This window comes from Hansschlegelia zhihuaiae, from assembly GCF_004103825.1.
GTDB classification, from domain to species: domain Bacteria; phylum Pseudomonadota; class Alphaproteobacteria; order Rhizobiales; family Methylopilaceae; genus Methylopila; species Methylopila zhihuaiae.
Map to the genome: position 1 here is coordinate 14,958 of NZ_RYFI01000016.1, position 23,542 is coordinate 38,499.

The 23,542-nt window shown below is 66.2% G+C and carries 28 protein-coding genes; 20 read left to right on the top strand and 8 right to left on the bottom strand.

What is annotated here, in order from left to right:
• Positions 1-45 precede the first annotated feature (45 nt).
• Entirely contained in the window at positions 46-702 is a 657-nt protein-coding gene (locus tag EK403_RS15930; RefSeq protein ID WP_128778462.1) for a nitrile hydratase subunit alpha, read from the top strand.
• Here the strand turns inward: EK403_RS15930 and EK403_RS15935 are convergent.
• The gene (locus tag EK403_RS15935; protein WP_128778463.1) at positions 636-1,646 is read right to left on the bottom strand and encodes a LysR family transcriptional regulator; all 1,011 of its coding nucleotides are present in this window, start codon (positions 1,644-1,646) and stop codon (positions 636-638) included. The genes EK403_RS15930 and EK403_RS15935 overlap by 67 nt on opposite strands.
• 269 nt (positions 1,647-1,915) lie before the next feature.
• On the opposite strand from EK403_RS15935, the gene EK403_RS22765 reads away from it, so the two are divergent.
• The 15 genes from EK403_RS22765 to ccoS all read left to right on the top strand — a co-directional run bounded on the left by EK403_RS22765 (position 1,916) and on the right by ccoS (position 13,905).
• A complete protein-coding gene (locus EK403_RS22765) occupies positions 1,916-2,080 on the top strand; it encodes a response regulator (RefSeq protein WP_128778464.1) in 165 nt (54 codons plus the stop codon).
• Between the two features lie 62 nt (positions 2,081-2,142).
• Positions 2,143-2,337 (top strand): periplasmic nitrate reductase, NapE protein, encoded by a 195-nt coding sequence (gene napE / locus EK403_RS15945; RefSeq protein ID WP_128778465.1) that lies wholly within the window; start codon positions 2,143-2,145, stop codon positions 2,335-2,337.
• A 10-nt stretch (positions 2,338-2,347) separates the two neighbouring features.
• Positions 2,348-2,848, top strand: a complete 501-nt coding sequence (locus tag EK403_RS15950) for a ferredoxin-type protein NapF (RefSeq protein WP_128778466.1) — start codon at positions 2,348-2,350, stop codon at positions 2,846-2,848.
• Positions 2,845-3,123 (top strand): chaperone NapD, encoded by a 279-nt coding sequence (locus EK403_RS15955; protein ID WP_128778467.1) that lies wholly within the window; start codon positions 2,845-2,847, stop codon positions 3,121-3,123. Before EK403_RS15950 ends, EK403_RS15955 begins: the two co-directional genes overlap by 4 nt.
• Positions 3,120-5,615, top strand: a complete 2,496-nt coding sequence (gene napA, locus EK403_RS15960) for a periplasmic nitrate reductase subunit alpha (RefSeq protein WP_128778468.1) — start codon at positions 3,120-3,122, stop codon at positions 5,613-5,615. Before EK403_RS15955 ends, napA begins: the two co-directional genes overlap by 4 nt.
• A complete protein-coding gene (locus EK403_RS15965) occupies positions 5,588-6,088 on the top strand; it encodes a nitrate reductase cytochrome c-type subunit (protein WP_128778469.1) in 501 nt (166 codons plus the stop codon). The genes napA and EK403_RS15965 overlap by 28 nt, the downstream gene beginning before the upstream one ends.
• A gap of 13 nt (positions 6,089-6,101) precedes the next feature.
• On the top strand, positions 6,102-6,815 hold the full coding sequence (locus tag EK403_RS15970; RefSeq protein ID WP_128778470.1) for a cytochrome c3 family protein: 714 nt from the start codon (positions 6,102-6,104) through the stop codon (positions 6,813-6,815).
• Between the two features lie 123 nt (positions 6,816-6,938).
• Positions 6,939-8,579 carry a cytochrome-c oxidase, cbb3-type subunit I gene (gene ccoN, locus EK403_RS15975; protein ID WP_128778471.1) on the top strand — a complete coding sequence of 547 codons (1,641 nt, stop codon included), beginning with the start codon at positions 6,939-6,941 and terminating at the stop codon, positions 8,577-8,579.
• Positions 8,580-8,584: 5 nt separating this feature from the next.
• On the top strand, positions 8,585-9,325 hold the full coding sequence (gene ccoO, locus EK403_RS15980) for a cytochrome-c oxidase, cbb3-type subunit II (protein WP_128778472.1): 741 nt from the start codon (positions 8,585-8,587) through the stop codon (positions 9,323-9,325).
• Positions 9,322-9,492, top strand: coding sequence for a cbb3-type cytochrome c oxidase subunit 3 (locus tag EK403_RS15985; protein ID WP_128778473.1), 171 nt, complete (start codon positions 9,322-9,324; stop codon positions 9,490-9,492). Before ccoO ends, EK403_RS15985 begins: the two co-directional genes overlap by 4 nt.
• Entirely contained in the window at positions 9,483-10,364 is an 882-nt protein-coding gene (gene ccoP / locus EK403_RS15990) for a cytochrome-c oxidase, cbb3-type subunit III (protein ID WP_128778474.1), read from the top strand. Before EK403_RS15985 ends, ccoP begins: the two co-directional genes overlap by 10 nt.
• Entirely contained in the window at positions 10,364-10,585 is a 222-nt protein-coding gene (locus tag EK403_RS15995; RefSeq protein ID WP_128778475.1) for a hypothetical protein, read from the top strand. Before ccoP ends, EK403_RS15995 begins: the two co-directional genes overlap by 1 nt.
• A 46-nt stretch (positions 10,586-10,631) precedes the next feature.
• Entirely contained in the window at positions 10,632-11,417 is a 786-nt protein-coding gene (locus EK403_RS16000; protein ID WP_128778476.1) for a DUF2189 domain-containing protein, read from the top strand.
• A gap of 5 nt (positions 11,418-11,422) precedes the next feature.
• The gene (locus EK403_RS16005) at positions 11,423-13,687 is read left to right on the top strand and encodes a heavy metal translocating P-type ATPase (RefSeq protein ID WP_128778477.1); all 2,265 of its coding nucleotides are present in this window, start codon (positions 11,423-11,425) and stop codon (positions 13,685-13,687) included.
• A complete protein-coding gene (ccoS, locus tag EK403_RS16010; protein WP_128778551.1) occupies positions 13,687-13,905 on the top strand; it encodes a cbb3-type cytochrome oxidase assembly protein CcoS in 219 nt (72 codons plus the stop codon). The genes EK403_RS16005 and ccoS overlap by 1 nt, the downstream gene beginning before the upstream one ends.
• Here the strand turns inward: ccoS and EK403_RS16015 are convergent.
• From EK403_RS16015 to EK403_RS16025, 3 genes are read right to left on the bottom strand one after another with little or no spacing between them, the layout of a single operon-like run.
• A complete protein-coding gene (locus EK403_RS16015) occupies positions 13,857-14,168 on the bottom strand; it encodes a TehB-like domain-containing protein (protein ID WP_128778478.1) in 312 nt (103 codons plus the stop codon). The two genes, ccoS and EK403_RS16015, sit on opposite strands and share 49 nt — an antisense overlap.
• A 20-nt stretch (positions 14,169-14,188) precedes the next feature.
• Positions 14,189-14,998 (bottom strand): class I SAM-dependent methyltransferase, encoded by an 810-nt coding sequence (locus tag EK403_RS16020; protein WP_245479737.1) that lies wholly within the window; start codon positions 14,996-14,998, stop codon positions 14,189-14,191.
• Positions 14,999-15,029: 31 nt separating this feature from the next.
• On the bottom strand, positions 15,030-15,374 hold the full coding sequence (locus tag EK403_RS16025) for a group III truncated hemoglobin (RefSeq protein ID WP_245479738.1): 345 nt from the start codon (positions 15,372-15,374) through the stop codon (positions 15,030-15,032).
• Positions 15,375-15,535: 161 nt separating this feature from the next.
• Here EK403_RS16025 and EK403_RS16030 point away from each other — a divergent pair, with 161 nt between their 5' ends.
• Genes EK403_RS16030 through EK403_RS16035 form a run of 3 tightly spaced genes read left to right on the top strand, consistent with a single transcriptional unit; the run spans position 15,536 to position 17,096 of the window.
• The gene (locus EK403_RS16030; RefSeq protein ID WP_128778480.1) at positions 15,536-15,970 is read left to right on the top strand and encodes an RrF2 family transcriptional regulator; all 435 of its coding nucleotides are present in this window, start codon (positions 15,536-15,538) and stop codon (positions 15,968-15,970) included.
• Positions 15,971-16,005: 35 nt separating this feature from the next.
• Positions 16,006-16,296 carry a DUF6522 family protein gene (locus tag EK403_RS23800; protein WP_428979621.1) on the top strand — a complete coding sequence of 97 codons (291 nt, stop codon included), beginning with the start codon at positions 16,006-16,008 and terminating at the stop codon, positions 16,294-16,296.
• On the top strand, positions 16,275-17,096 hold the full coding sequence (locus EK403_RS16035; RefSeq protein ID WP_164919632.1) for a Crp/Fnr family transcriptional regulator: 822 nt from the start codon (positions 16,275-16,277) through the stop codon (positions 17,094-17,096). Before EK403_RS23800 ends, EK403_RS16035 begins: the two co-directional genes overlap by 22 nt.
• A gap of 68 nt (positions 17,097-17,164) precedes the next feature.
• Here the strand turns inward: EK403_RS16035 and EK403_RS16040 are convergent, their stop codons facing one another.
• Positions 17,165-17,629 (bottom strand): RrF2 family transcriptional regulator, encoded by a 465-nt coding sequence (locus EK403_RS16040; protein WP_128778482.1) that lies wholly within the window; start codon positions 17,627-17,629, stop codon positions 17,165-17,167.
• Between the two features lie 77 nt (positions 17,630-17,706).
• Between EK403_RS16040 and hmpA the strand changes: the two genes are divergently transcribed.
• Positions 17,707-18,921 carry an NO-inducible flavohemoprotein gene (gene hmpA / locus EK403_RS16045; protein ID WP_128778483.1) on the top strand — a complete coding sequence of 405 codons (1,215 nt, stop codon included), beginning with the start codon at positions 17,707-17,709 and terminating at the stop codon, positions 18,919-18,921.
• An 84-nt stretch (positions 18,922-19,005) separates the two neighbouring features.
• Here the strand turns inward: hmpA and rnk are convergent, their stop codons facing one another.
• The 3 genes from rnk to EK403_RS16060 form a co-directional block, all read right to left on the bottom strand.
• A complete protein-coding gene (rnk, locus tag EK403_RS16050) occupies positions 19,006-19,461 on the bottom strand; it encodes a nucleoside diphosphate kinase regulator (RefSeq protein ID WP_164919633.1) in 456 nt (151 codons plus the stop codon).
• Between the two features lie 325 nt (positions 19,462-19,786).
• Entirely contained in the window at positions 19,787-22,192 is a 2,406-nt protein-coding gene (locus EK403_RS16055) for a phosphoketolase family protein (protein ID WP_128778485.1), read from the bottom strand.
• Positions 22,193-22,429: 237 nt separating this feature from the next.
• Entirely contained in the window at positions 22,430-23,542 is a 1,113-nt protein-coding gene (locus EK403_RS16060; RefSeq protein ID WP_128778486.1) for an ABC transporter permease, read from the bottom strand.

Consider the following 23,542-nt stretch of genomic DNA (forward strand, 5'->3'; position numbering starts at 1 on the left):
GCGCGTCGCCGGCGACGCCTCAGCGCCGATGAACAAAATGCATCCATGGAGGGCGCCGTGAGCGGCCACGATCATACTCACGACCACGACCACGACGCCCACGAGCCTCTCGTGATCGAGGACGAGGCCGGCAATATCGAGGGGCAGATCCTGGCGGACGCCCTGCAGACGCTGCTCGTCGAGCGCGGCCTGATCGCCCCGGGCGAGGTGCGGCGCGAGATCGAGCGGATCGAGTCGCCGGGCGTCCATCTCGGCGCGAAGATCGTCGCGCGCGCCTGGGTCGACGACGCCTATCGCGAGCGCTTGCTGAAGGACGGCAAATCGGCCGCGGCCGAGCTCGGCATCGGGGTCGGCGAGGCGCAGCTGATCGTCGTCGAGAACGACGCCGAGACCCACAACCTCGTCTGCTGCACGCTCTGCTCCTGCTATCCTCGCTCGATCCTCGGGCAGCCTCCGGCCTGGTACATCAGCAAGGCTTATCGCGCCCGCGCCGTGCGCGAGCCGCGCGCGGTCTTGGAGGAGTTCGGGCTCGCGGTGCCGGACGACGTCAGGCTGCTGGTCCACGACAGCAACGCCGACATGCGCTACCTCGTGCTGCCGCGGCGGCCCGAGGGCGGCGAAGGGCTGAGCGAAGATCAGCTGGCGGCGTTGGTCACGCGCGACTGCATGATCGGCGTGTCGGTGGTCGCGCCCGTCGCCTGAACGGCGCGGCGATCCCTGAGATGGGCGGGCGTGTAGCGCATCAGCTCGTCGGCCATCCGGATGTCGTCCGCAACCTCGATGAACGCCCGCACGGCCGGCGGCTGCGGATCGCGTTCGAGCACCATCATCCCGATCGTGTTGGTGATGGTGGGTTCGACGAGCGGGACGGCGCGGGTCTGGCTCCAGTCGCCGATCATCAGGAAGAAGGTGTTCGGCACGACCGCGAACCAGTGCCCCGGCCGCACATGGGAGCAGAGCGCGAGCGCGCAATTGGTCTCCAGCACTGTGCGGGGCGAGGCGCCGACGCTCGAAAAGACGCGGTCCAGGATGCGGCGGTTCTGCATGTCGGGCGTCAGCATGCAGAGCGGCAGCCGGCCCGCTTCGGTCCACGTGACCGACGTCCTCCGGGCGATCGCGTGCTCGGCCGGAGCGATCAGGAAATAGCTTTCGTCATAAAGGAAATAGGGCCTCAGTCCCGTCGACGCGCCGTGGTCAAGATAATTGATGCCGACGTCGAGGTCGAAGTTCTCGAGCCCTTTCTTGAGGTCGGTGAAGTTGAGCGAGGTCACCGCCACGCTGACCTCGGGATGGAGCTGGTTGAAGGCCGTCGTGACGATCGAGATGCCGGGCATCGCCACCGGAATGACGCCGACGCGCACATGTCCGCTCAGTTCCTCGCCGGCCGAGACGATGTCCTGGACGAGATGTTCGTGGCGGTCGAGCGTGCGCCGCGCGAAGTCGAGCACCATCGCGCCTTGCGGCGTGAAGCCCTCGAAGCCCTGATTGTGCCGGTCGACGATCGGGACGTCGAAGGTGGCCTCAAGCTGCCGGACGGCCTGGGACAGCGCCGACTGCGTGATCCCGCACTCCTCCGCCGCCCTCCCGAAATGGCGATGGCGCGCCAGCGCGACGAGGTAGCGGAGCTGCCTGAAATTGAGCGCCATGGCGTTGGTCGTCCTCGATCCGGCCGCGGAGCGGCTGTCATCCGGGACTTAAGCAAGGCGAATACCAAGCGCTTCCCGAGCGTTGAGAACGGCGATCCTGCAGCGCTCGGGCGGTCGGCGACGGGCGCCTCCTGATCGCCCTCGCGCTGAAATCGGCGGGCAGGAGCGGTCACATGGTTGTCCCGCGGCGGAACTAAGCCATCGTTGGATCACTGCGAACGGGCGCTGCCAGCTCCATCTGCGTACTGGTGGTCGATGACGACCCGGGCATGCACGACGTTCTCTCCACCACTCTCGGCAAGGAGGGCTATAGGCTTCGGCGTGCGCAGGACGGTGTCGAGGCGATCGAGATGATGAGCGCCTGGTGGGGAAGCAAAGCAGCGGAACGACAAAAGAGCCCCACCCGCCGCCCGGACGAAGAGCTCCAGATTTGACTTTGATCAAGTCCAATCTGACCGCGGCGTGGTAGTGAAACAACCTCCGTAGGGGCTAGCGCATGAAGCTTGAGACGGCGACGACTCCTGCCGACCCCTCGAAGCCGACGCAAGCCGCCAAACGCCGAGAACTTGTCGTTTTCTGCACTCTGGCCGTTCTGATCTGGCCGTTTTTGGCCGTGGCCGTCGTTGGCGGATATGGCTTCGTGGTGTGGATGTCCCAGCTCGTATTTGGCCCTCCGGGGCCTCCACACTGAGTGGCCGATCATGCGCGATGAACCGGCCGACCAATCTCGCCGCGGCTTTCTGTTTGGCCGACACGCCAGCGCGACTTTCAATGTTCGACCGCCGTGGACGCGCGAGATGACGGTTCGTTCCGCCTGCAACGGATGCGGCGAGTGCTCGATAGCTTGCCCGCAGCAGATCGTGAAACTCGACGCGAACCGCAGGCCCCTCGTGATTTTCGGCGACGAGTGCACTTTCTGCGGCGCCTGCGCCGATGTCTGTCCCGAACCGGTCTTCGACCGCAGCGTCGAGCCTTTCACGCATGTCGCCAGGGTCGGTTCGGACTGCTTCCCGAAGCGGGGGGTCATCTGCTGGAGCTGCGGCGACGCATGCCCTGAAGCGGTTATCCGCTTTCGCCCGCGCGCTGGCGGACCGGCGCTTCCGACGATCGACGAGAGCCGCTGCACAGGCTGCGGCGCCTGCGTCGCAATCTGTCCGGCGCAGGCCGTGATGGTCGAGCCGCTCCTCGAAGCGGTCGCATGACGGGCGCCGCCGCCCCCCGTCTGCATCACATCTCGAGCGCCGTGGTCTCGACGCTTCCAGAGCGGGTGGACTCGGTGTTGCTCCAGATCGAGCCGCTGCCCGACGTCGAGGTTCACCGGGTGGAGGGCGGCAAGATCGTGGTCGTCCTCGAAGGCGCGAATGTCGGCGAGATCGGGAGCCGGCTTGTCGCCATCGGGCTCATCGATGGCGTTCTCTCGGCCAACCTGGTGTTCGAGCAGATCGAAGAACTCGACGATCCTGGAGTTGATCCATGACCCTTTCCCGTCGCGAGATGCTGAAGGCGCAGGCGGCGAGCGTCGCAGCCGCTGCGGCCGGCATGAGCATGCCTGCCGGCGCGCAACCCGTCGCGGGCGGCATAGAAAGCCTGGAGATCAAGTGGTCGAAGGCGCCTTGCCGGTTCTGCGGCACAGGGTGCGGCGTCATGGTCGGCGTCAAGGGCGGGCGCGTCATCGCCACCCATGGCGACATGAAAGCGGAGGTCAACCGGGGCCTCAACTGCGTCAAAGGCTACTTCCTTTCGAAGATCATGTATGGCGGCGACCGGCTGACCCAGCCGCTGCTCCGCAAGAAGAACGGCGTCTACGACAAGGAGGGCGAGTTCACGCCGGTTTCCTGGGATGAAGCCTTTGACGTCATGGCCGGGAAGGCCAAGGAGACCCTGAAGGCGAAAGGCCCAACCGCGCTAGGCATGTTCGGCTCGGGCCAGTGGACGATCTTCGAGGGCTACGCCGCCACCAAGCTGATGCGTGCGGGGTTCCGCTCGAACAATCTCGACCCGAACGCGCGCCACTGCATGGCGTCGGCGGCTTACGCCTTCATGCGCACCTTCGGCATGGACGAGCCGATGGGATGTTACGACGATTTCGAGCAGGCCGACGCCTTCGTGCTGTGGGGCTCGAACATGGCGGAGATGCATCCGATCCTCTGGACTCGGATCACCGACCGCCGCCTCGGCCAACCTCATGTGAGGGTCGCGGTGCTCTCCACCTTCACGCACCGCAGCTCCGACCTCGCCGACATTCCGATCGTGTTCAAGCCCGGCACGGATTTGGCGATCCTGAACTATATCGCCAACCACATCATCTCGACCGACCGGGTGAACAAGGATTTCGTCGAGAAGCACACGACCTTCGTGAAGGGCGCGACCGAGATCGGCTATGGCCTGAGGCCGGACGACCCACGTGAGGTCAAGGCGCGCAAGGCGCCCGACGTCGCGGCGACGACCCCAATCGACTTCGAGGCTTTCGCCGCCTCGGTCAAGGAGTACACGCTCGAGAAGGTGTCGAAGCTGACCGGCGTTGAGCCCGGCTTCCTGCAGCAACTCGCCGAACTCTATGCCGATCCGAAGCGCAAGGTCGTGTCGCTCTGGACCATGGGGTTCAATCAGCATGTGCGAGGCGTCTGGGCGAACCAGCTCGTCTACAATCTGCATCTGCTGACCGGGAAGATCTCCGAGCCCGGCAACGGCCCGTTCTCGCTGACGGGCCAGCCTTCGGCCTGCGGCACGGCCCGCGAGGTCGGCACCTTCGCGCATCGCCTGCCCGCCGACATGACGGTGACGAACCCCGAGCACCGCAAGCATGCGGAAGAGATCTGGCGAATCCCGCACGGAGTGATTCCTGAGAAACCCGGCTATCACGCCGTGGAGCAGGACCGGGCGCTCAAGGACGGCAAGCTCAACTTCTACTGGATCCAGGTCAACAACAACCTGCAAGCGTCGCCGAACAGCAGCAACGAGGCATACCCGGGCTATCGCAACCCCGACAATTTCATTGTCGTCTCGGACGCTTATCCGACGGTGACCGCCATGGCGGCCGACCTCGTCCTGCCGGCGGCGATGTGGGTCGAGAAGGAAGGCGCTTACGGCAATGCGGAGCGACGCACGCACGTCTGGCATCAACTCGTCGAAGCGCCCGGAGAGGCCCGCTCGGACCTGTGGCAGCTCATGGAGTTTTCCAAACGCTTCACGACCGACGAGGTCTGGCCTGCCGACATCCTGGACGCGAACCCGAACTTCCGCGGCAAGAGCCTGTTCGACGTGCTGTTCAGCAACGGCAAGGTCGACCGGTTCCCGGCCACCGAGGTCGAAGCCGGCTACGACAACGTCGAGGCCGGACATTTCGGCTTTTACGTCCAGAAGGGGCTGTTCGAGGAATATGCCGAGTTCGGGCGAGGCCACGGGCACGACCTCGCGCCCTACGACACCTATCACCAGGTCCGCGGACTGCGCTGGCCGGTCGTCGACGGCAAGGAGACGCTCTGGCGTTATCGGGAGGGGCTCGATCCCTACGTAAAACCCGGGAAGGGCCTCGAATTCTACGGAAACAAGGACGGCAAGGCGCGCATCATCGCGGTTCCCTATGAGCCGCCGGCCGAGTCTCCGGATTCAGAATACGATCTCTGGTTGGTCACGGGACGCGTTCTGGAGCATTGGCATTCGGGCTCCATGACGATGCGCGTTCCAGAACTCTACCGCGCCTTCCCTGGCGCCAGATGCTTCATGCACCCGGACGACGCTCGAAAGCGCGGCATCAACCAGGGGGCCGAGATCCGTCTGATTTCACGACGCGGCGAAATGCGCACGCGCGTGGAGACGCGGGGACGCAATCGGATGCCTCCTGGCGTGGTGTTCGTGCCGTGGTTCGACGCCAGCCAGCTCATCAACAAGGCGACGCTGGACGCGACCGACCCGATCTCGAAGCAGGCGGATTTCAAGAAATGCGCGATCAAGATCGCTCTGGTTTGAGGCTGACGCCTTCATGGGCTGCTTTCGGCGCGGCGCTCGGGGGCGTCTGCGTCCTCGCCTTCGGCGCCGTGTCCCAGGAGGCGGCGCGGATTGAGATCACGCCTCGTCTGACGGGAACGTCGCAGCCGATGTCGCTGGATCGAGTTCCGCCGCTAGGCCGACCCGTAACCGACGACGTGCGACGTAAGCGAAACTATCCGGAGCAGCCGCCCGTCATCCCGCATTCGATCGACGGCTACCAGCTGACGCTTAACACTAACCGCTGCATGGACTGCCACAAGCGCGAGTTCACCGAAGGGTCTGGCGCGCCGATGATCAGCGTCACTCATTTCCAGGACCGCGACGGACAGGTGCTCTCCGACGTCACCCCCAGGCGTTACTTCTGCACCGCATGCCATGTCCAGCAGACCGACGTCACGCCACTGGTTCCCAACTTGTTCCAAGACGCCCGCGATATCGGGCGCAGACCGTAGCGGATCGGCGCGCATGGCCACGCTCAGATCAATCTGCGCTTCGCTCTGGAGCGTCGCTTTATCCTTTTGGCGCGTCGTCAGTCGCCCAAGCGCCTATCTCAGCCTTGGTTTCCTGACCTTGGGAGGTTTTGTCTGCGGCGTGATATTCTGGGGCGGCTTTAATACAGCGCTCGAAATGACCAACACGGAGAAATTCTGTATTTCATGCCACGAGATGAAAGATAACGTCTACCAAGAACTTACTCAAACCGTGCATTTCTCCAATCGATCCGGCGTGCGCGCAAGCTGCCCCGACTGTCATGTGCCGCATCAATGGACAGATAAAATCGCGCGGAAAATGCAGGCGTCGAAAGAAGTGTGGGGCAAACTGTTCGGCACGATATCGACGCGGGAGAAATTTCTCGACATGCGGCTGGAGCTCGCGAAGCACGAGTGGGCGCGGCTCAAAGCGAACGACTCTCTCGAATGCCGCAACTGCCACTCCTCGGTGGCCATGGACTTCACCAGGCAGACCCGCAGAGCGGCGGAGATCCATGGACGATTTCTCGTTTCGGGGAACAAGACCTGCATCGATTGCCACAAGGGGATCGCTCATCAGCTGCCGGATATGACGGGCGTCGAACCAGGCTGGAAAGAAGCTCCCGAGCTGCAGGGAAAGGACAGCGCGTCCTGGCATGGACCCGAGCGCGCTATCCGGGACTATCTGGCGGAGATCGACGCCCGTTGATGGTCCGGCGCGAATGGCCGGCGGCCGCTTGACCTCGGTCAAGGATCGCGCTGGCCCTGTCGTTAGGCTTTCCCGCGGGCGAGGCTAGGCGGCGTCCGGCGTTCGCAAAACTCTGGGGGGCTCATGATTGCTCAATTGACCATCCAAGAGCGTCAGTCCGCCCTCATGATCTTGGGCGGCCTGGCGCTTGCCGGCCTTGCGCTGGCGGTCGCGGGCGGCCAGGACCTCCTGGCGGCCCATGGCTGGCTGACGGTCGTCTGCGCGCTCGCCGGACTGTTCTATGTCATCTCGGGCTATTTCGAGCCTGAGCCGTCGCCTGAACGGCTCGCCCGCTACTACGACGAGCCCACAAAGGCCGGCGTCGTCATCGCAATGATCTGGGCGATCGCCGGACTGTTCGTCGGCGACTGGGTGGCCTGGCAGCTTGTCTTTCCTGATCTCGCCTTCGAGGGCGCCTGGTCGAGCTTCGGCCGCCTGCGGCCAATCCACACCTCGGGCGTGATCTTCGGTTTCGGAGGCAACGCGCTGATCGCGACCTCCTTCCACGTGATGCAGCGCGCCACCCGCGCCCGGCTGCCTGACCAGATCACGCCGTGGTTCGTGTTGCTCGGCTACAATCTGTTCTGCGTGATCGCCGCGACCGGCTATCTGATGGGCGTCACGCAGTCGAAGGAATACGCCGAGCCGGAGTGGTACGCCGACATCTGGCTGGCGATCGTCTGGGTCACGTATTTCCTGCTCTTCCTTCGTACGCTTGCGCGCCGCCAGGAGCCGCACATCTACGTGGCGAACTGGTATTATATGGCGTTCATTCTGTTGGTCGCCGTTCTTCACGTCGTCAACAACCTCGCCGTGCCGATCTCGTTCGGCAGCGCGAAGAGCTACTCGGTCTTCTCGGGCGTCCAAGACGCCATGACCCAATGGTGGTACGGCCACAACGCCGTCGCCTTCTTCCTGACCGCCGGCTTTCTCGGGATGCTCTACTACTTCCTGCCGGTGCGGGCGGGCCGACCGATCTATTCCTATCGGATGTCGATCATCAGTTTCTGGGGCATCACCTTCATGTATATGTGGGCGGGCTCGCACCACCTGCATTTCACCGCGCTGCCGCAATGGGTTCAGACCCTCGGCATGACCTTCTCGGTCATGCTGCTGGTGCCGTCCTGGGCGTCGGCCAGCAATGCGCTGATGACCCTGAACGGCGCCTGGACCAAGGTTCGCGACGACGCGACGCTACGTTTCATGACGGTGGCCGCGATCTTCTACGGCATCTCGACCTTCGAGGGATCGTTCATGGCGATCCGCGCGGTCAATTCCCTTTCGCATTACACCGACTGGACCATTGGTCACGTCCATGCTGGCGCGCTTGGCTGGGTCGCGATGATCACCTTCGGTTCGATCTATGCGCTCGTTCCCAAGCTTTGGAACCTGGACACGATGTATTCCGGCCGTCTGGTCGAGCTTCATTTCTGGCTCGCCCTCTCCGGAACCCTCGTCTACGTCTTCGCGATGTGGAACTCCGGCATCATCCAGGGCCTCATGTGGCGCTCCTATACGGAGGCCGGGACGTTGTCGTACTCATTCATCGACTCTCTGGTGGCGATGCATCCCTATTACATCGCACGCGCGGTGGGGGGACTGTTGTTCCTGCTGGGCGCGCTTGTCGGTTTCTACAACATCGTCATGACCATCCGAACCGCTTCGGCCGCGCAGGATGAAAGCGACGCGCCCGTCCTCGGCGCCGCGGTCCAGGCTGGAGAGTAAAAGCGATGTTCGGTTTCCACTACCGCCTGGAGCGCAGCGCCATGGGTCTCGTGCTCGCCGTCATCGCGGCGGGCAGCGTCGGCGGGCTGATTGAGATCGCGCCGCTGTTCACCATCGACGAAACGGTCGAGAAGGCGGCGGATATGCGCGTCTACACGCCGCTCGAGCTCGCTGGCCGCAACATCTACATCCGCGAAGGCTGCTACGCCTGCCATTCGCAAATGATCCGGACGCTGCGCGACGAGGTCGACCGCTACGGGCCATACTCGCTCGCGGTGGAGTCGCAATACGACCATCCGATGCTCTGGGGCTCGAAGCGGACAGGGCCGGACCTCGCGCGCGTCGGCGGAAAATATTCCGACCAATGGCACGTGGCGCATATGATCAACCCGCGCGACGTCGTTCCGGTCTCCAAGATGCCCCGCTATGGCTGGCTGGCGCAGAACACGCTCGAAACCGAAGATCTGGGGCTGCATCTGAAGGCGCAGCGGCGCGTCGGGGTGCCCTACACGGATGAGATGATCGCGAACGCGCAGGCTGACGCTTACGGCCAGACCGCGCCAGACTCGGAGCACGCCAAGGGCGTCGCCCAGCGCTATGGCGAGGCGACGCAGGTCAGGGCGTTCGACGGCGACCCCGGCCGGGTGACCGAGATGGACGCGATGGTCGCCTACCTTCAGATCCTGGGGCGACTGACTGACGCTGCGCATTCTCCTGCCGACAAGACCGCGGAGGCCAAGCGATGAGCTTCGATCACGACTCAGTCGTCGCCTTCGCGAAATCCTTTGGACTGTTTTACCTGCTGGCGCTTTCGGCCTGCGTGCTCGTCTACGTGTACTGGCCCTCGAACAGGCCGCGTTTCGACAAGGCCGCCAAGACAATTCTTGAGGGCGAGGACCGACCATGGCGGTAGAAGAGCGCGATCCGCACTCCGGCTACCTCACCACTGGCCATGAGTGGAACGGAATCAAGGAACTGAACACGCCAGTTCCGCGTGTCGTTTTCGTTTTCCTCGCCCTTACGTTCGCCTTTTCGCTCGTCTACTGGCTGCTGATGCCGTCGTTTCCGGTGGGAACGACCTATCTGAAAGGGCTGCTTGGCGTCGACCAGCGCACGGCCGTGACGGAAGAGCTGCGCAGGGCTTCGGCCAGCCGGGCTGCGTGGGCGCGCCGCATCGAGACGGCCGACTATGCCACGATCCGGGCCGATCCGAATCTCATGGGGCTGGTCCGGGAAACAGGACGGCCATTGTTTGGCGACAACTGCGCCGTGTGCCACGGAACCGACGCCAAAGGCGGCCCCGGCTTTCCCAATCTGACCAGCGGCTCGTGGCTCTGGGGCGGCAAGCCCGAGGACGTCGCCAGGACGTTGCAGGTCGGAATCAACGCCGCGCATCCCGACACCCGAGCTTCCCAGATGCTCGCCTTCGGGCGTGACGGAATGCTGTCGCGCGAAGACGTCGACGCCGTCGCCGCCTACGTCCAGTCGCTCTCCGACCGGTCCGTTTCAAGTGGGCCGGACGCCGCCTCGGCAGCCGCCGGCGCGAAGGTCTTCGCTTCGAAGTGCGTCGCGTGCCACGGCCCGGCGGCTAAGGGAAGCACGAGCATCGGCGCGCCCGACCTTACCGACGCATTCTGGATCTACGGCGGCGACCGATCGTCGATCCGCGCCTCGATATGGGGTGGCCGGCAAGGTCACATGCCGTCCTGGGAGGCGCGGCTGACGGACCTCGATCGCAAGATCCTGACGCTCTACGTTCTCGACTTAGGAGCGCGTGCGCCGTGATGAACTGGTCCACCTTCTTCCGCGGTCGAGAGACCGGGCTTGGCAGCAATTCCAGGCGCGCCGTCATCCTTTCGATCGGCGTCGGAGTCACGGCGCTCGTTCTCGCCAATGTCCATCTGGTCTATGTCGCCGTGACGTCCCGGCCGGACTGCGTCGCCCACCTCAAGGAGCGTGGCGATCCTGCTGTCGGCGCCTTCAGGGCGGCGCGCCCGTCATGCTGACGACGGTCCGCGGAAACGCCGCGCGCTCGCCGTGGGAGAACCGCATATGACCCTTCCAGCGCTTTCGCCTCGGATCGGGGGTAAAAGCCCCTATGCGCGCGACCTGCCGACGGACGCGGCCTTCACCTGGCTGAAGGAGGGCTGGCGGGACCTCTGGGCTCAGCCCGTCCTCAGCCTCGGCTACGGCTTCGCCGTGTTCGCGATCTCGGCGGCAATCGTCGCCGGCCTGTTCGTCCAAGGCTGGGATTCGGTCCTCTTCCCCGCCCTCGCCGGCTTCATGGTCGTCGGCCCGATCCTCGCCGTGGGCCTCTATGAGAAAAGCCGGCGGCTCTCGCTTGGCGAAACCGTGTCTCTTGGAGATATGCTCATCGTGCGCCCGGCTGCCGGAATCCGCCAGATGCTGTTCGTCGGCGTGCTGCTCTGCATGTTGATGCTGCTCTGGATGCGGGCCGCGGTCCTGCTTTATGCGCTGTTCTTCGGCTGGCGGCCTTTCCTGGGGCTCGACCATATCGCGCCGGCGCTGTTCGGGACGGCGCCCGGGCTGGCGCTTCTCGTCGTCGGCGGGCTGGTCGGCGGGCTGTTCGCGGCGTTCTCCTTCGCCGTCAGCGCCTTCTCGATCCCCATGCTGCTCGACAAGCGCGTGGACGCTTTCACGGCCATGGGCGCCAGCATGGCGCTCACATGGCGCAACCTGCCGACCATGATCGTGTGGGGCGCGGCAGTCCTCGCGCTGTCCCTCTTCAGCCTGGCGACCTGCCTGCTCGGCCTGATCGTCGCTTTCCCGCTGCTCGGGCACGCCACCTGGCGGGCCTACGAGGCCGTGCGGCGGTAGCCGTCATGTCATCTGGAGACCGCCACGCGGCTTCCTCCCCGACGGGCTCCGGCGCGCCGTCGGGCGACGAGTTGCTGCTCGCGAGCCGGCCCGTCCCGGGCGGCCTGCGGCAGGTCGAGCTCGCCGTGCCCGACATACATTGCGGCGGCTGCGTCAGGCGGATCGAACTCGCGCTCGGTCGGCTCGACGGCGTCGAGCAAGCACGCGTGAACCTGTCGACGAAGCGCGCAGCCGTCCGCTGGCGGGCGGACCGCTCGCCGCCGCCGCTGATGGAGACGCTGCGGGAGCTGGGCTTTGCGGCCCATCTCAGCGAGCCGGCCGAGACCGCTAAGGACGTCACGCTCTGGCGGCTCATCCGGGCGCTCGCCGTGGCGGGCTTCGCGTCGAGCAACGTCATGCTGCTTTCGATGTCGGTCTGGTCGGGCGCTGATCCGGCCGCGCGGGATATGTTCCACTGGCTCTCCGCCGCGGTCGCGCTGCCGGCGGTGGCTTACTCCGGCCGCGTGTTCTTCGCCTCGGCGTGGGGGGCGCTCAAGCGTGGACGCGCCAACATGGACGTGCCGATCTCGATCGGCGTCCTGCTCACCGTGGCGATGAGCCTCTACGACACCGTCAATCACGGGCCGCACGCCTATTTCGACGCCGCGACGTCGCTGCTGTTCTTCCTGCTGATCGGCCGCACGCTCGACCATGTCATGCGCGAGAAGGCGCGCAACGCCGTCGAGGGGCTGGCGCGGCTCGCGCCGCGGGGCGCGCTCGTGGTCGACGCAACGGGCGCGCGCCGGTACCTCGCTGTCGACCTGATCGAACCTGGAATGCGCCTGCTGGTCGCCGCCGGCGAACGCATCGCCGTCGACGGCCATGTCGCCCATGGCCGCTCCGACCTCGACTGCTCGGTCGTCTCCGGCGAGAGCGCGCCGCAGCCGGCGGCGCCGGGCACGGCCGTCCAGGCCGGCATGCTTAACCTCACCGGTCCGCTCACGGTCGTCGCGACCGCGCGCGCCAAAGACTCGTTCATGGCAGAGATGGTGCGCCTGATGGAGGCGGTCGAGGCCGGCCGATCGGGCTACCGGCGGATCGCCGACCGCGCGGCGCAGGTCTACGCGCCGGCGGTGCATGCTGCGGCTTTCCTCAGCTTCGTCGGCTGGCTCGCCGCGACCGGCGACGTTCACCGCGCGGTGACGATCGCGGTCGCGGTGCTGATCGTCACCTGCCCCTGCGCGCTCGGGCTCGCGGTCCCGATGGTGCAGGTGATCGCGGCCCGCCGGCTGTTCGAGAACGGAATCATGGTCAAGGACGGCGGCGCTCTGGAGCGCCTGAACGCCGTCGACTCCGTCGTGTTCGACAAAACCGGGACGCTGACCCTCGGCGACGTCCGGCTTCGCGACGCCGCGGCCATCGGGCCCGACGCGCTTGCGGCGGCGGCGGCTCTCGCAGCGGCTTCGCGCCACCCTTATGCGCGCGCGATCGAGACGGCGGGGCGGCATGTCCGGACGCCGCTGGCCTTCCGCGAGATCGCAGAACGGCCGGGCCTCGGCATGGAAGCGGAGGCCGGCGGAGCTGTCTACCGGCTCGGCCGTCCGTGCTGGGCGCTCGAGGGCGGCGCGACGCCCTCTGACGACGCCGATGTGATTCTGTCGAAAGACGGACGGCCGCTCGCGGCGTTCCGATTCGACGACCGGCTGCGGTCCGGCGCGCGCGAGACCGTCGCCGCGCTCTCCTCGGCGGGCTTCGACCTCACCATCCTTTCGGGCGACCGGCCGGAAGCGGTCCGGCGGATCGCGGCCGAGGTCGGAATCGCTCGCTTCGAGGGCGGACTCACTCCTGCCGGGAAGACCGAGCGGCTCGCGGCGCTGGCGGCGGAGGGGCGCAAGACGCTGATGATCGGCGACGGCCTGAACGACGCGCCGGCGCTCGCGAGCGCCCACGTTTCGATGGCGCCCGCCACCGCCGCCGATGTCGGCCGCAACGCCGCCGACTTCGTCTTCCTGCGCGAGAGTCTCGAGGCGGCGCCGGCCGCGATCGCGATCGCCCGCCGCTCCGCCGTTCTGATCCGGCAGAACTTCGGTCTCGCCGCCGTCTACAACGCCATCGCGGCGCCGGTCGCGATCGCCGGGCTGGTCACCCCGTTGGTCGCGGCCATTGCGATGTCGCTGTCGTCCATCGTGGTTGTGGCCAACGCGCTGCGCCTCAAGAATCCCGCGTCGGTCCGCGACGACGCGGCCGGAGCTCGGGCCGGCCTGACGGCGCGGCTGAAGGCGGTTTCATGATGGACGCTTTCCTCTACCTTGTGCCGCTGTCCCTTATGCTCGGCGCGGCCGGGCTCGCGGCATTTCTGTGGTCGCTGTCTGACGGCCAGTACGAGGACCTCGACGGCTCCGCCGAGCGCATCCTGTATGACGAGGGGCGGCCGACCGACCCCAGAGACCGAGCCGTGGCTCAACCAGGCGAGCGAGAATCCCGAGCGGACTTCGCGTCAGCGGAATAGAACTCGACGAACATCCGCACCGCTCCGACCGGATGCACCTCATGCGGCTGCTCCGGGCGGACGACGCCGGGTTGGTCCGGCGTCAAATCGTGCTCGCTGAAGGGCTCGAGGATGCGGTAGAGCAGTCGTCCCTCCAGCACATGGATGAGGGCCCATGCGCCGGCCTTGGTCCGGTGCTCGCGCTGGAGCGCAGCCGGCAAAGAGCGCTCGTCGAAGGTCGGCGAGCGACTGTAAGCCGTCAGTCCTTCGGGCAAAGTCTCCATCGCCATGTTCTCGCTCGCGTTCAGTCTGGCTTCGCCGCCACGATCGAGATCGCATGCAGCGAGCCTTCGTAGCGCCTGAACGTCCGGCGCATGGCGAGGATCCGTTTCCGAGCGGTCCGGTTGGAGAGGATCCTCGCCAACAGCAGCAGCGTCCGCGGCAGGCCTTCATCGGCGACCATCCGGGCAGGCTCCAGCAGATGCATAGGCGCAAAGCGGACCGTCCGTACCGAGAAGCCGGAGGTTTCGAGGAGAGCACGCCACTCGGACTCGGTGAGCGGGCGCGCGCCGACATGAATCGATTGCGACAGCGCCAGTTCGATCTCTTTCTTGACCTTCTCCGGCGCGTCGTCCGGGACGATGGCGAGCTCATGGAGGCCGTACCGGCCGCCTTTGCGCAGGATGCGGGACGCCTCGGCGACGATGCGCTCCTTGTGAGCCTGCGTGTTCATAGTCAGCATCGCCTCGCCGACCACGACGCTCGCCGACCGGCCGGGGATCCCGGCATTCTCGGCCGATCCGACTCGGATCCCGACATTCGCGGCGTTCGGCAATCGCCCGCGGGTCCAGCGCGCCGCGTCCTCGTCGCGCTCGACGCCGAGATAGCTGCGCGGCCCGGCCTCGACCAGGCGTTTCGCCGTCCGCCCGAGGCCGGGCGCGAACTCCACCACGTCGTCCCCCGCCGCGACCGCGAGATCGCCGAGCAGCGCCTCCGTCAGTTCGAGCCCGCCGGGGCGCAGCACGCGCTTGCCAAGACGCGCGAGCAGCCAGTGTCCCGGCATGCGCTCGACCGTGAGATCAGTTCCTGGAACACGGGCTGCGGCGCGGGTCACGGTCTCGCCCTCCGCGTCCTCGGCATGTCGCTTACGCCGCGCTTTGCGCGACCGTCGCGCGCGGCGGCAGGCGCAGAGCCTTCGGCCCGATGTTCAGGCCGATTTGCAGGCTGTCAGCGATCCGATGCGCCCGGTCGATGAAGAGGGCGGCGGCCGGCCCCTCGCAGAGATCGACGACGGTCGCCTCGAACAGGCGCAGCCAGCGTTCGAAATGCTCCGGCGTCACTCCAAGGAGCTGATGCGCGACATGGGGCTTGCCGTTGTAGCGGCCGCTCGTCAGTGCGACCGATGACCAGAAGTCCGTCATCGTGGCCAGGTGCTGGTCCCAGCGGCCCTCCAGCCGGCGTTCGAAGATGGGGCCGAGCACGGCGTCCACACGGACGCGGCAATAGAAGGCGTCGACGAGCCGGACGACGAGTTCCTCCGACAATTCCGCTGATCGACCGCTCGACATGACGCCGCCCCTAAAGAAGTATCCAGGCGCCTGTTTTCTTACGCTCGAAAAGAGGTATTGTAAATGCCTCTTTGGAGCGGACGATGCGCCTGACCTTCCATACGGACTACGGGCTGCGCGTGCTGATGGCGCTCGCGGTCCTCGACGACCGTCTCGTAACGATCGAGGAGCTTGCGACGCGCCACAGGGTATCAAAGAACCACCTAATGAAGGTCGTCCAGACGCTCGTCGGCCTCGGTCTCGTCAAGAGCGTTCGCGGGCGCCGCGGCGGCCTCGCTTTGGCGAAGTCCCCCGACACGATCCGCATGGGCGACGCGATCCGCGCGCTCGAGGAGGATGTCGCCCTGGTCTCCTGCCTCGGCTCCGGACAGGTCGATTGCGTGCTGAGCGGGGCCTGTCGGCTGACCGGCGCGCTGCGCGGCGCTGTCGACGCCTTCTTCGCCGAGCTCGACCGGCTGACCCTGGCCGATCTCGTCGCCAATCGCCCGGCGATGCGTCGAAAGCTGGAGGTCGTATGACGACGCGGAAGACGATCGGCGGAACAGACGCGGCGATGCGGTTCGAACGGGACGGAAGCGGCGACTTCGTTCTCAGCGCCGCGGAGGCGGCGTCTGCCCTGCGGCTGCCGCTCGACGAGCTCCGCAGGCGCATGCGGCTCGGGCGCGTCGCAAGCCTCGTCGAGGCAGGAGAAGGCGAGGACGCGGGGCGCAGTCGGCTAACCTTGCGCTCGGGGGCCCGGACATGGCGGGCCGTCCTCGACAAGGATGGGCATGTGATCGAACAGCGGCTTTCGGATTCTGGCGCGAGACGGCGCCTAAGTCGGTGCTGGAGATCGGCGCATTAGTTGCGCCATGGCGTTTCGCGCGGCGTCCGCTTCCCCGACGGCGCGCACAAATCTATGTTCGGCGCCCTCCTCGCGGATTCGCCTTCCCTTCCAGCCCGTCGACGACCTCACAGAGGGGGCTCCGCTTGCTGACTAAAGACGACTGGCGGACGATTAGATCCTGCCTGCTGCTGCGGAGCATGGAGGAAGAGGACCTTCTGGCGCTCATCGACGAACGCATGGTCTTGTCGCTGGAGAGAGGCGAACAGCTGTTCGGTCAAGACGACCCGGCGCGCGCGCTCTTCCTGATTCTCGAGGGCCGGATGAAGCTGAGCCGCCTCGATGCGGACGGCGGCGAGGCCGTGGTCCATATCTTCGCGAAGGCCGAGACCTTCGCTGAAGCCGCAATGTTTCTCGACAAAAAGTACCCTATGTCGGCAGTCGCCGTGACGCCGGCCAGAGTTCTCGCAATCGCAAGCACGGCGCTCCGCGCCCGGATCGCCGCGAAGCCGGATGTGGCCTTCGCCATGCTCGCCTCCATGTCGAGCCATCTCAAGGCCTTGGTCAATCAGATCGAGACAATGACTCTCCTGACGGGAGAAGAGCGGATCATCCGCTTCCTGATCGATCTTATCGGCAACCGATCCGGCGCGGTCACCCTGACCTTGCCCTACGAGAAGACGCTGATCGCGAAACGGCTTGGCATGAGGCCTGAAACATTCTCGCGCTCCTTGGCGCGTCTCAGGGTCATAGGCGTCGAGATTAAGGGGGCGACGGTCGCGGTGACAGACGTGCAGAGCCTTCGCGATCGCCATCGATAATCAACTTGCCGTTCTATGGTCTAGGACCTCCCGGCGCAGCGCTGTTTCTGCTTGATCGAATGGTCGGGCTAAGCGCGAGCGGCGGAGGCGTCTTCGTCGAGGCCGAGCCGCTGCGCCATGACCCGCCTGTTCGGGCCGCCGATCAGATCGGCGAGAGTCTTTCCGTCCAGGACCGCAAGGAAGGCGGCCAGCGCCTCGCCCAGAAGGCCTTGCAGCCGACATGCGCCGATCAGCGCGCAACTCGCCGATTCGCCCTGGAAGCAGACGACGAGCGCCATGTCGTCTTCGGTGAAGCGAACGACGTCGCCGACCCCGATTTCCTCCGGCGGCCGCGCCAGGACAAGCCCGCCGCCCTTCCCGCGAATGGTGCGCACGAAGCCCCCCCGGCCGAGATTGTGGATCACCTTGATCAGGTGGTTCTCGGAGATGCGGTGCGCCTCCGCGATCTCGCGGATCGAGATGCGGCGGCCGGACCTCAAGCCGAGATAGATCAGCGCGCGCAGGGCGTAGTCGGTGTGGAGCGTCAGTCGCATCCAGAAGATATATCCTCTTTACACCTTTTGACCAAGACCGTAGAAGGTGCATTGTCCATGTACCTTATGAGGGCGCGATGCCTCGAGAACTCAGCGAGTCGACCATCAGCACGGTCAAGGCCACAGTCCCGGCTTTGGAGGCCCACGGGCTCGCCGTCACCCGCCGGATGTACGAGCGGATGTTCCAGAACCCGGACATCCGGGATCTTTTCAATCAGTCTCACCACGGCGAGACCGGCTCGCAGCCGCACGCGCTCGCGGCCGCGGTGCTGGCCTATGCCCGGAACATCGACAATCTCGACGCGCTCGCCGGCGCCGTGGAGCGCATCGCCCAGAAACATGTCGGGCTGAACATCCTGCCCGAGCACTATCCTTACGTCGCCGACGCGCTGCTCGCCGCCATCGAGGACGTGCTGGGCGACGCCGCGACGCCAGAGATTCTCGCGGCATGGGGCGAGGCCTATTGGTTCCTCGCCGACGTCCTGATCGGCCGCGAGGCGGAGATCTACGCCGAGCACGTCGCGGCTCCGGGCGGCTGGATCGGCTGGCGCGATTTCGTCATCGCCGAGAAGCGGCGCGAGAGCGACGTCATCACCTCCTTCGTGCTGAAGCCGGCGGACGGCGGCACGACGCTGCCGCACCGCCCGGGTCAGTATCTGACGCTGTGGCTGGAGCTTCCCGATCGCACGCCGCTGAAGCGGAACTACACCATCTCGTCGGCCCCGGGAGACGACGGCTACCGCATCTCGGTGAAGCGTGAGCCGCAGGGCGTCGCCTCCAGCTGGCTGCACGATTCGCTTCAGCCGGGCGGCCGGCTGAAGGTCGGCGCCCCGGCCGGCGAGTTCGTGCTGCCGGAGCCGTCCGAGCGGCCAGTCATTCTGGTCAGCGGCGGCGTTGGCCTGACCCCAATGGTCAGCATGCTGAGCGCTCTCGCCAAACAAGGCGCCGGACAGGCCGTCCACTTCGTCCACGGCGCCCTGTCAGGCGCCACCCATGCGCTCGGGACGGAGGTGCGCGCGCTCGCCGAGGCTTCCGGCGGCCGCATCCGCACGACCTTCTTCTACGAGAAGCCGCGCCCGCAGGACGTGAAGGGCGAAGCCTATGACGAGGCGGGACTCGTGACGCCCGAATGGCTCGCGAAACACACGCCGCTCAGCGACGCGGAGTATGTCCTGTGCGGTCCGCGCGGCTTTCTCCGCGCCTTCGTCGGCGGCCTCGTAAGCCTCGGCGTGCCGTCCTCGAGGATCCACTACGAGTTTTTCGGTCCGGCGGACGAACTGCTCGCAGCCTGACCTCTTTTTGCAGACGGCCCCGCCCCGTCTAAGGGAGACGCGGGTCCGTCGAGGGCGAGGCCCTTGGCGGACCCGCGCCTCGGGTTACGTCGGAAATCCTCTTGCGACGCGCTCTGCGCCGCTGACGGCGTTTCGATCCGACGCGTCCTGACGCACGGCGACGATCAGCAGCCGCCTTAGGTCGCCGGAGGTGGTCATCCAAGGCATCGTCTGTCCAGGAGACAGGCCCAGGAGCGCCGTCCCTATCGGCGTGAGGACGGAGACGCGCCCAGCGTCGATGTCCGCCTCTGCAGGATAGACGAGCTTGACCGTCCGCGCCGCCGCTTCTTCGACCTGGTACGTCACTGTCGATCCCATCCTCACCACATCGTCCGGCAGGAGATGGTCGGCGACCAGCTTGCCGCGAGACAGTTCAGTTTGCAGGGCGTCGGCGATGTCGGGGCTGCGACGAGAGATCGTGGCGGCGAGCGCCGACAGACGATCATGGTCGGTCGTCGAGAGGGCGATCTTGGGCTTTCGGGTGACTGAGCGTCCGGACACGATGGCTCACAAGTTTGGCGTCCACGCGCCAAGCCGGCGCGTCATCCGTCGCCCGTCGCGTGGATCGGAGAGTTGACTGGGAAACCGGCGACGAACGCCGGTGGACGGCTGTGGCAGGCCCTCCCGCGGCTCAGACGCAAGGCCTGACCGCGAGCTATGTTCCTGCGATAGGGCAGCGCCGCACTGGGCGGCGCGATGCAAGGCACGTCCTCATCGTAGAATCAATTAGGGCAGGGAGCGCTCTTCCGTCAATCCGGACCTACGACGCCGAGGCTGGCCTTGCTTCGCCCGCGGTCGGCGGCGTCAGAAAGATCTCAGCCGCGCTTTACGAAGCCCGGCCCGGGTCGCCTTCGGCCGAGCTCCATCTCCAGTCGCGCACCTCGGGCAGGTCCAGGCCATGGGCGCGGATGTAGCGCTCGTGCTCGATCAGCTTGTCGCTGATCGCTTGCTTCACGGAGACGGCCGAGGCCCCGAGCGCCGGCGTGCGGTCGATCACGTCGGCGACCAAATGGAAGCGGTCGACGCCATTGCGCACGACCATGTCGAAGGTCGTCGTGGTCGAACCCTCCTCGCGATACCCGCGGACATGCAGGTTAGCGTGGTTCGCCCGGCGATAGGCCAGCCGGTGAATGAGCCAGGGATAGCCGTGATAGGCGAAGATCACGGGCTTGTCAGTCGTGAACAGCGCGTCGAAATCGGCGTCCGTCAGGCCGTGCGGATGCTCGGATTTCGGCTGCAGCGTCATCAGGTCGACGACATTGACCACCCGGACCTTCAGGTCCGGGAAGTAGCCGCGCAGCAAGTCGACGGCGGCGAGCGTCTCGAGCGTCGGCGCGTCGCCGGCGCAGGCCATCACGACATCGGGCTCCGAGCCCTTGTCCGTGCTCGCCCATTCCCAGACCCCGATCCCCCGCGTGCAGTGCTTGATGGCGGCGTCCATGTCGAGCCATTGCAGAGCCGGCGCCTTGCCCGCCACGATGACGTTGATGCGGTCCCAGCTCCGCAGGCAATGGTCGGCGACGTAGAGCAGCGTGTTGGCGTCCGGCGGCAGGTAGACGCGCACGATGTCGGCCTTCTTGTTCACGACATGGTCGATGAAGCCCGGGTCCTGATGACTGAAGCCGTTGTGGTCCTGCTGCCAGACATGGGAGGTCAGCAGATAGTTGAGCGAGGCGATCGGCCTGCGCCACGGCGTCTCCTTCAAGGTCTTTAGCCACTTTGCGTGCTGGTTGAACATCGAGTCGACGATGTGGATGAACGCCTCGTAGCAGGAGAACAAGCCGTGGCGACCGGTGAGCAGATAGCCCTCGAGCCAGCCCTGGCAAAGATGCTCGCTCAACGCCTCCATCACGCGGCCGGTCGGCGCGAGGTGGTCGTCCTCAGGGATCGTGCGCTCCATCCAGGCCCGGTCGGTCACCTCGAACAGCGCCGAGAGCCGGTTCGAGGCGGTCTCGTCTGGACCGAAGACCCGGAAGTTCCGGCTCGCCTCATTGGCCTTCATGACGTCGCGCAGGAACGCGCCCATCACGCGCGTCGCCTCCGCCTTCACGGCGCCGGGCCTTTCGACGGCGACCGCGTGCTCGGTGAAGTCCGGCATCCTGAGCGGCCGCTTCAGCGCGCCGCCATTGGCGTGCGGGTTGGCGCTCATGCGCTTCTCGCCGCGAGGCGCGAGCGCGGCGATCTCGGGCAGGAACGCGCCCGCCTCGTCGAACAGCTCCTCGGGCCGATAGCTCCGCAGCCAGTCCTCGAGCAGCGTCAGGTGCTCAGGCTTCGACATGTCGCTGAACGGCACCTGATGCGAGCGCCAGAAGCCCTCGGCCTTCAGCCCGTCCACGAAGGCCGGGCCGGTCCAGCCCTTGGGGCTGCGGAACACGATCATGGGCCAGCGCGGACGTCCCGCGGGCGCGCCGCCGCCGCGCGCCTCGTTCTGGATCGCGCGGATCATGTCGAAGGCGCCGTCGAGCGCCGCCGCCATCGCCTCATGCATCGGATCGGGCTGGTCGCCCTCCACGAAGATCGGCTCGTAGCCATAGCCACGGAATAGGGCGCGGAGCTCCTCGGGGTCGATGCGGGCGAGGATGGTGGGATTCGCGATCTTGTAGCCGTTGAGGTGCAGGATCGGCAGCACCGCGCCGTCGGTCGCAGGGTTCAGGAACTTGTTCGAATGCCACGAGGCCGCAAGCGGGCCGGTCTCCGCCTCGCCGTCGCCGACGACGCAGGCCGCGATCAAGTCCGGATTGTCGAGCACGGCCCCGAAGGCGTGGGCGAGCGAATAGCCGAGCTCTCCGCCCTCGTGGATCGAGCCCGGCGTCTCAGGCGCCGCGTGGCTCGGGATGCCGCCGGGGAAGGAGAACTGGCGGAACAGCTTCCTGACGCCCTCCTCGTCGCGGGAGATCTCGGGGTAGAGTTCGCTGTAGGTGCCGTCGAGATAGGTGCTCGCGACGACGCCCGGCGCGCCATGGCCGGGACCCGCGACGTAGAGCACGTCGACGTCCCTCGCGCGGATCACCCGGTTCAGATGGAGATAGATGAAGTTGAGCCCGGGCGTCGTGCCCCAATGGCCGAGTAGGCGGGGCTTGACGTCGCCGATCTCGAGCGGTCGTCGCAGCAGCGGATTGTCGAGCAGATAGATTTGGCCGACCGAGAGGAAGTTCGCGGCGCGCCACCATACGTTCATGGCGGCCAGCGTCTCGGCGTCGAGACGCGCGTCAGGCTGCTTTTCAACGGTCATTGAGAGATCCCTCGACGTGCTTGCGTTTCGTGATCGCCGCCGGCGAAGACGTAAGAGCCGTCGTCGGCGCAAACGACGGAGCCGATCTTGGACGTGGCGCAGATCCGACGTCCGGCCGGAGGCCCGCGGGGCCGATGGCGGAACGCTCGTCCTCAGTTCATCTGCAGTTTGGTGCGCCCGCCCCTCCTCTCCATTGTAATCGAGACGCGTCGTCTCCGGATGCGTTTCGGCGCGGCCTCACCTGAGGAAGGCGCGGAAACGGCGCAGGGCGAGGACGAACAGGATCGAGCCGATCATGATGAGCGCCGCGAACTGCGGCCACACCACGTCGATCCCCGCGCCGCGGAACAGGATCGATTGCGCCAGAATAACGAAATGCGTGTTCGGCGCCGCCAGCATGAGCGTCTGGATGATCTCCGGCATGCTTTCGCGCGGCGTGGTCGCGCCGGAGAGCAGCTGAAGCGGCAGCAGCACGAGCATCAGCAGCAGCCCGAACTGGGGCATGGTGCCGGCGACCGTCGCAAGGAACACGCCCATGCAGGTCGTGGCGAAGAGATGCACCGCCGTCGCCGCCAGAAAGAGCGCGACGGAGCCTTGGATCGGCACGGCGAGCAGCCACTCAACCACGAAGACGATGGAGACGGCGGAGGCGACCAGCACGACGAGCCCCATGGACCAGATCTTGCTGACCATGATCTCGACCGCGGTCACGGGCATGACCAGCAGATGCTCGACCGTGCCGTGCTCCCGCTCCCGGATCAGCGCGGCGCCGGTCAGCACGATCGACAGCATGGTGATCGACAAGATGACGTCGCTGATCGCACCGAACCAGCCTTTGTCGAGATCGGGATTGAAACGGGCTCTCAAGGCGAGATCGACCGGTGGGTTTTCGGACGCGCGGTGCCGGTCGAGGAACCCGGTCACCTCGCCGGAGACGATCGACTGGACATAACCCCCGCCGGTGAAGGCCTGCGACATGCGGGTCGCGTCGATGTTGAGCTGGATGGTCGGCGAACGACCTGCGAGCAGGTCGCGCTGGAAGTTCGGCGGAATGTCGAGCGCGAAGGTGTCGAGGCCCGCGTCCATCCGCTTGTCCATCTCCGGCTGCAAGATCAGTTTTGGAGGCGTGAAGAAGGGCGGATAGAAGGCGGTCACGATGCGCGACGACGCCGGCGACTGGTCCTCGTCGACGATCGCGATCGCCGCCCTGTTCAGCGTCTCCGGCAGCGCGTGCGATTCGGTGTAGATCGACAATGTGAAGGCGTAGACGACGAGGCCGAGCAGCATCGGGTCGCGCCCGAGGCCGCGCAGCTCCTTGACGCCGAGGTCGAAGACGTTGGCGAGGCGCAT

What these genes read in the sequence shown, in the direction of transcription:
- EK403_RS15930 (WP_128778462.1), top strand. Translation starts at nt 46, where the DNA reads ATGGAGGGCGCCGTGAGCGGCCACGATCATACTCACGACCACGACCAC.
- EK403_RS15935 (WP_128778463.1), bottom strand. Translation starts at nt 1,646, where the DNA reads ATGGCGCTCAATTTCAGGCAGCTCCGCTACCTCGTCGCGCTGGCGCGC.
- EK403_RS22765 (WP_128778464.1), top strand. Translation starts at nt 1,916, where the DNA reads ATGCACGACGTTCTCTCCACCACTCTCGGCAAGGAGGGCTATAGGCTT.
- napE (WP_128778465.1), top strand. Translation starts at nt 2,143, where the DNA reads ATGAAGCTTGAGACGGCGACGACTCCTGCCGACCCCTCGAAGCCGACG.
- EK403_RS15950 (WP_128778466.1), top strand. Translation starts at nt 2,348, where the DNA reads ATGCGCGATGAACCGGCCGACCAATCTCGCCGCGGCTTTCTGTTTGGC.
- EK403_RS15955 (WP_128778467.1), top strand. Translation starts at nt 2,845, where the DNA reads ATGACGGGCGCCGCCGCCCCCCGTCTGCATCACATCTCGAGCGCCGTG.
- napA (WP_128778468.1), top strand. Translation starts at nt 3,120, where the DNA reads ATGACCCTTTCCCGTCGCGAGATGCTGAAGGCGCAGGCGGCGAGCGTC.
- EK403_RS15965 (WP_128778469.1), top strand. Translation starts at nt 5,588, where the DNA reads ATGCGCGATCAAGATCGCTCTGGTTTGAGGCTGACGCCTTCATGGGCT.
- EK403_RS15970 (WP_128778470.1), top strand. Translation starts at nt 6,102, where the DNA reads ATGGCCACGCTCAGATCAATCTGCGCTTCGCTCTGGAGCGTCGCTTTA.
- ccoN (WP_128778471.1), top strand. Translation starts at nt 6,939, where the DNA reads ATGATTGCTCAATTGACCATCCAAGAGCGTCAGTCCGCCCTCATGATC.
- ccoO (WP_128778472.1), top strand. Translation starts at nt 8,585, where the DNA reads ATGTTCGGTTTCCACTACCGCCTGGAGCGCAGCGCCATGGGTCTCGTG.
- EK403_RS15985 (WP_128778473.1), top strand. Translation starts at nt 9,322, where the DNA reads ATGAGCTTCGATCACGACTCAGTCGTCGCCTTCGCGAAATCCTTTGGA.
- ccoP (WP_128778474.1), top strand. Translation starts at nt 9,483, where the DNA reads ATGGCGGTAGAAGAGCGCGATCCGCACTCCGGCTACCTCACCACTGGC.
- EK403_RS15995 (WP_128778475.1), top strand. Translation starts at nt 10,364, where the DNA reads ATGAACTGGTCCACCTTCTTCCGCGGTCGAGAGACCGGGCTTGGCAGC.
- EK403_RS16000 (WP_128778476.1), top strand. Translation starts at nt 10,632, where the DNA reads ATGACCCTTCCAGCGCTTTCGCCTCGGATCGGGGGTAAAAGCCCCTAT.
- EK403_RS16005 (WP_128778477.1), top strand. Translation starts at nt 11,423, where the DNA reads ATGTCATCTGGAGACCGCCACGCGGCTTCCTCCCCGACGGGCTCCGGC.
- ccoS (WP_128778551.1), top strand. Translation starts at nt 13,687, where the DNA reads ATGGACGCTTTCCTCTACCTTGTGCCGCTGTCCCTTATGCTCGGCGCG.
- EK403_RS16015 (WP_128778478.1), bottom strand. Translation starts at nt 14,168, where the DNA reads ATGGAGACTTTGCCCGAAGGACTGACGGCTTACAGTCGCTCGCCGACC.
- EK403_RS16030 (WP_128778480.1), top strand. Translation starts at nt 15,536, where the DNA reads ATGCGCCTGACCTTCCATACGGACTACGGGCTGCGCGTGCTGATGGCG.
- EK403_RS23800 (WP_428979621.1), top strand. Translation starts at nt 16,006, where the DNA reads ATGCGGTTCGAACGGGACGGAAGCGGCGACTTCGTTCTCAGCGCCGCG.
- EK403_RS16040 (WP_128778482.1), bottom strand. Translation starts at nt 17,629, where the DNA reads ATGCGACTGACGCTCCACACCGACTACGCCCTGCGCGCGCTGATCTAT.
- hmpA (WP_128778483.1), top strand. Translation starts at nt 17,707, where the DNA reads ATGCCTCGAGAACTCAGCGAGTCGACCATCAGCACGGTCAAGGCCACA.
- EK403_RS16055 (WP_128778485.1), bottom strand. Translation starts at nt 22,192, where the DNA reads ATGACCGTTGAAAAGCAGCCTGACGCGCGTCTCGACGCCGAGACGCTG.
- EK403_RS16060 (WP_128778486.1), bottom strand. Translation starts at nt 23,542, where the DNA reads ATGCGCCTCGCCAACGTCTTCGACCTCGGCGTCAAGGAGCTGCGCGGC.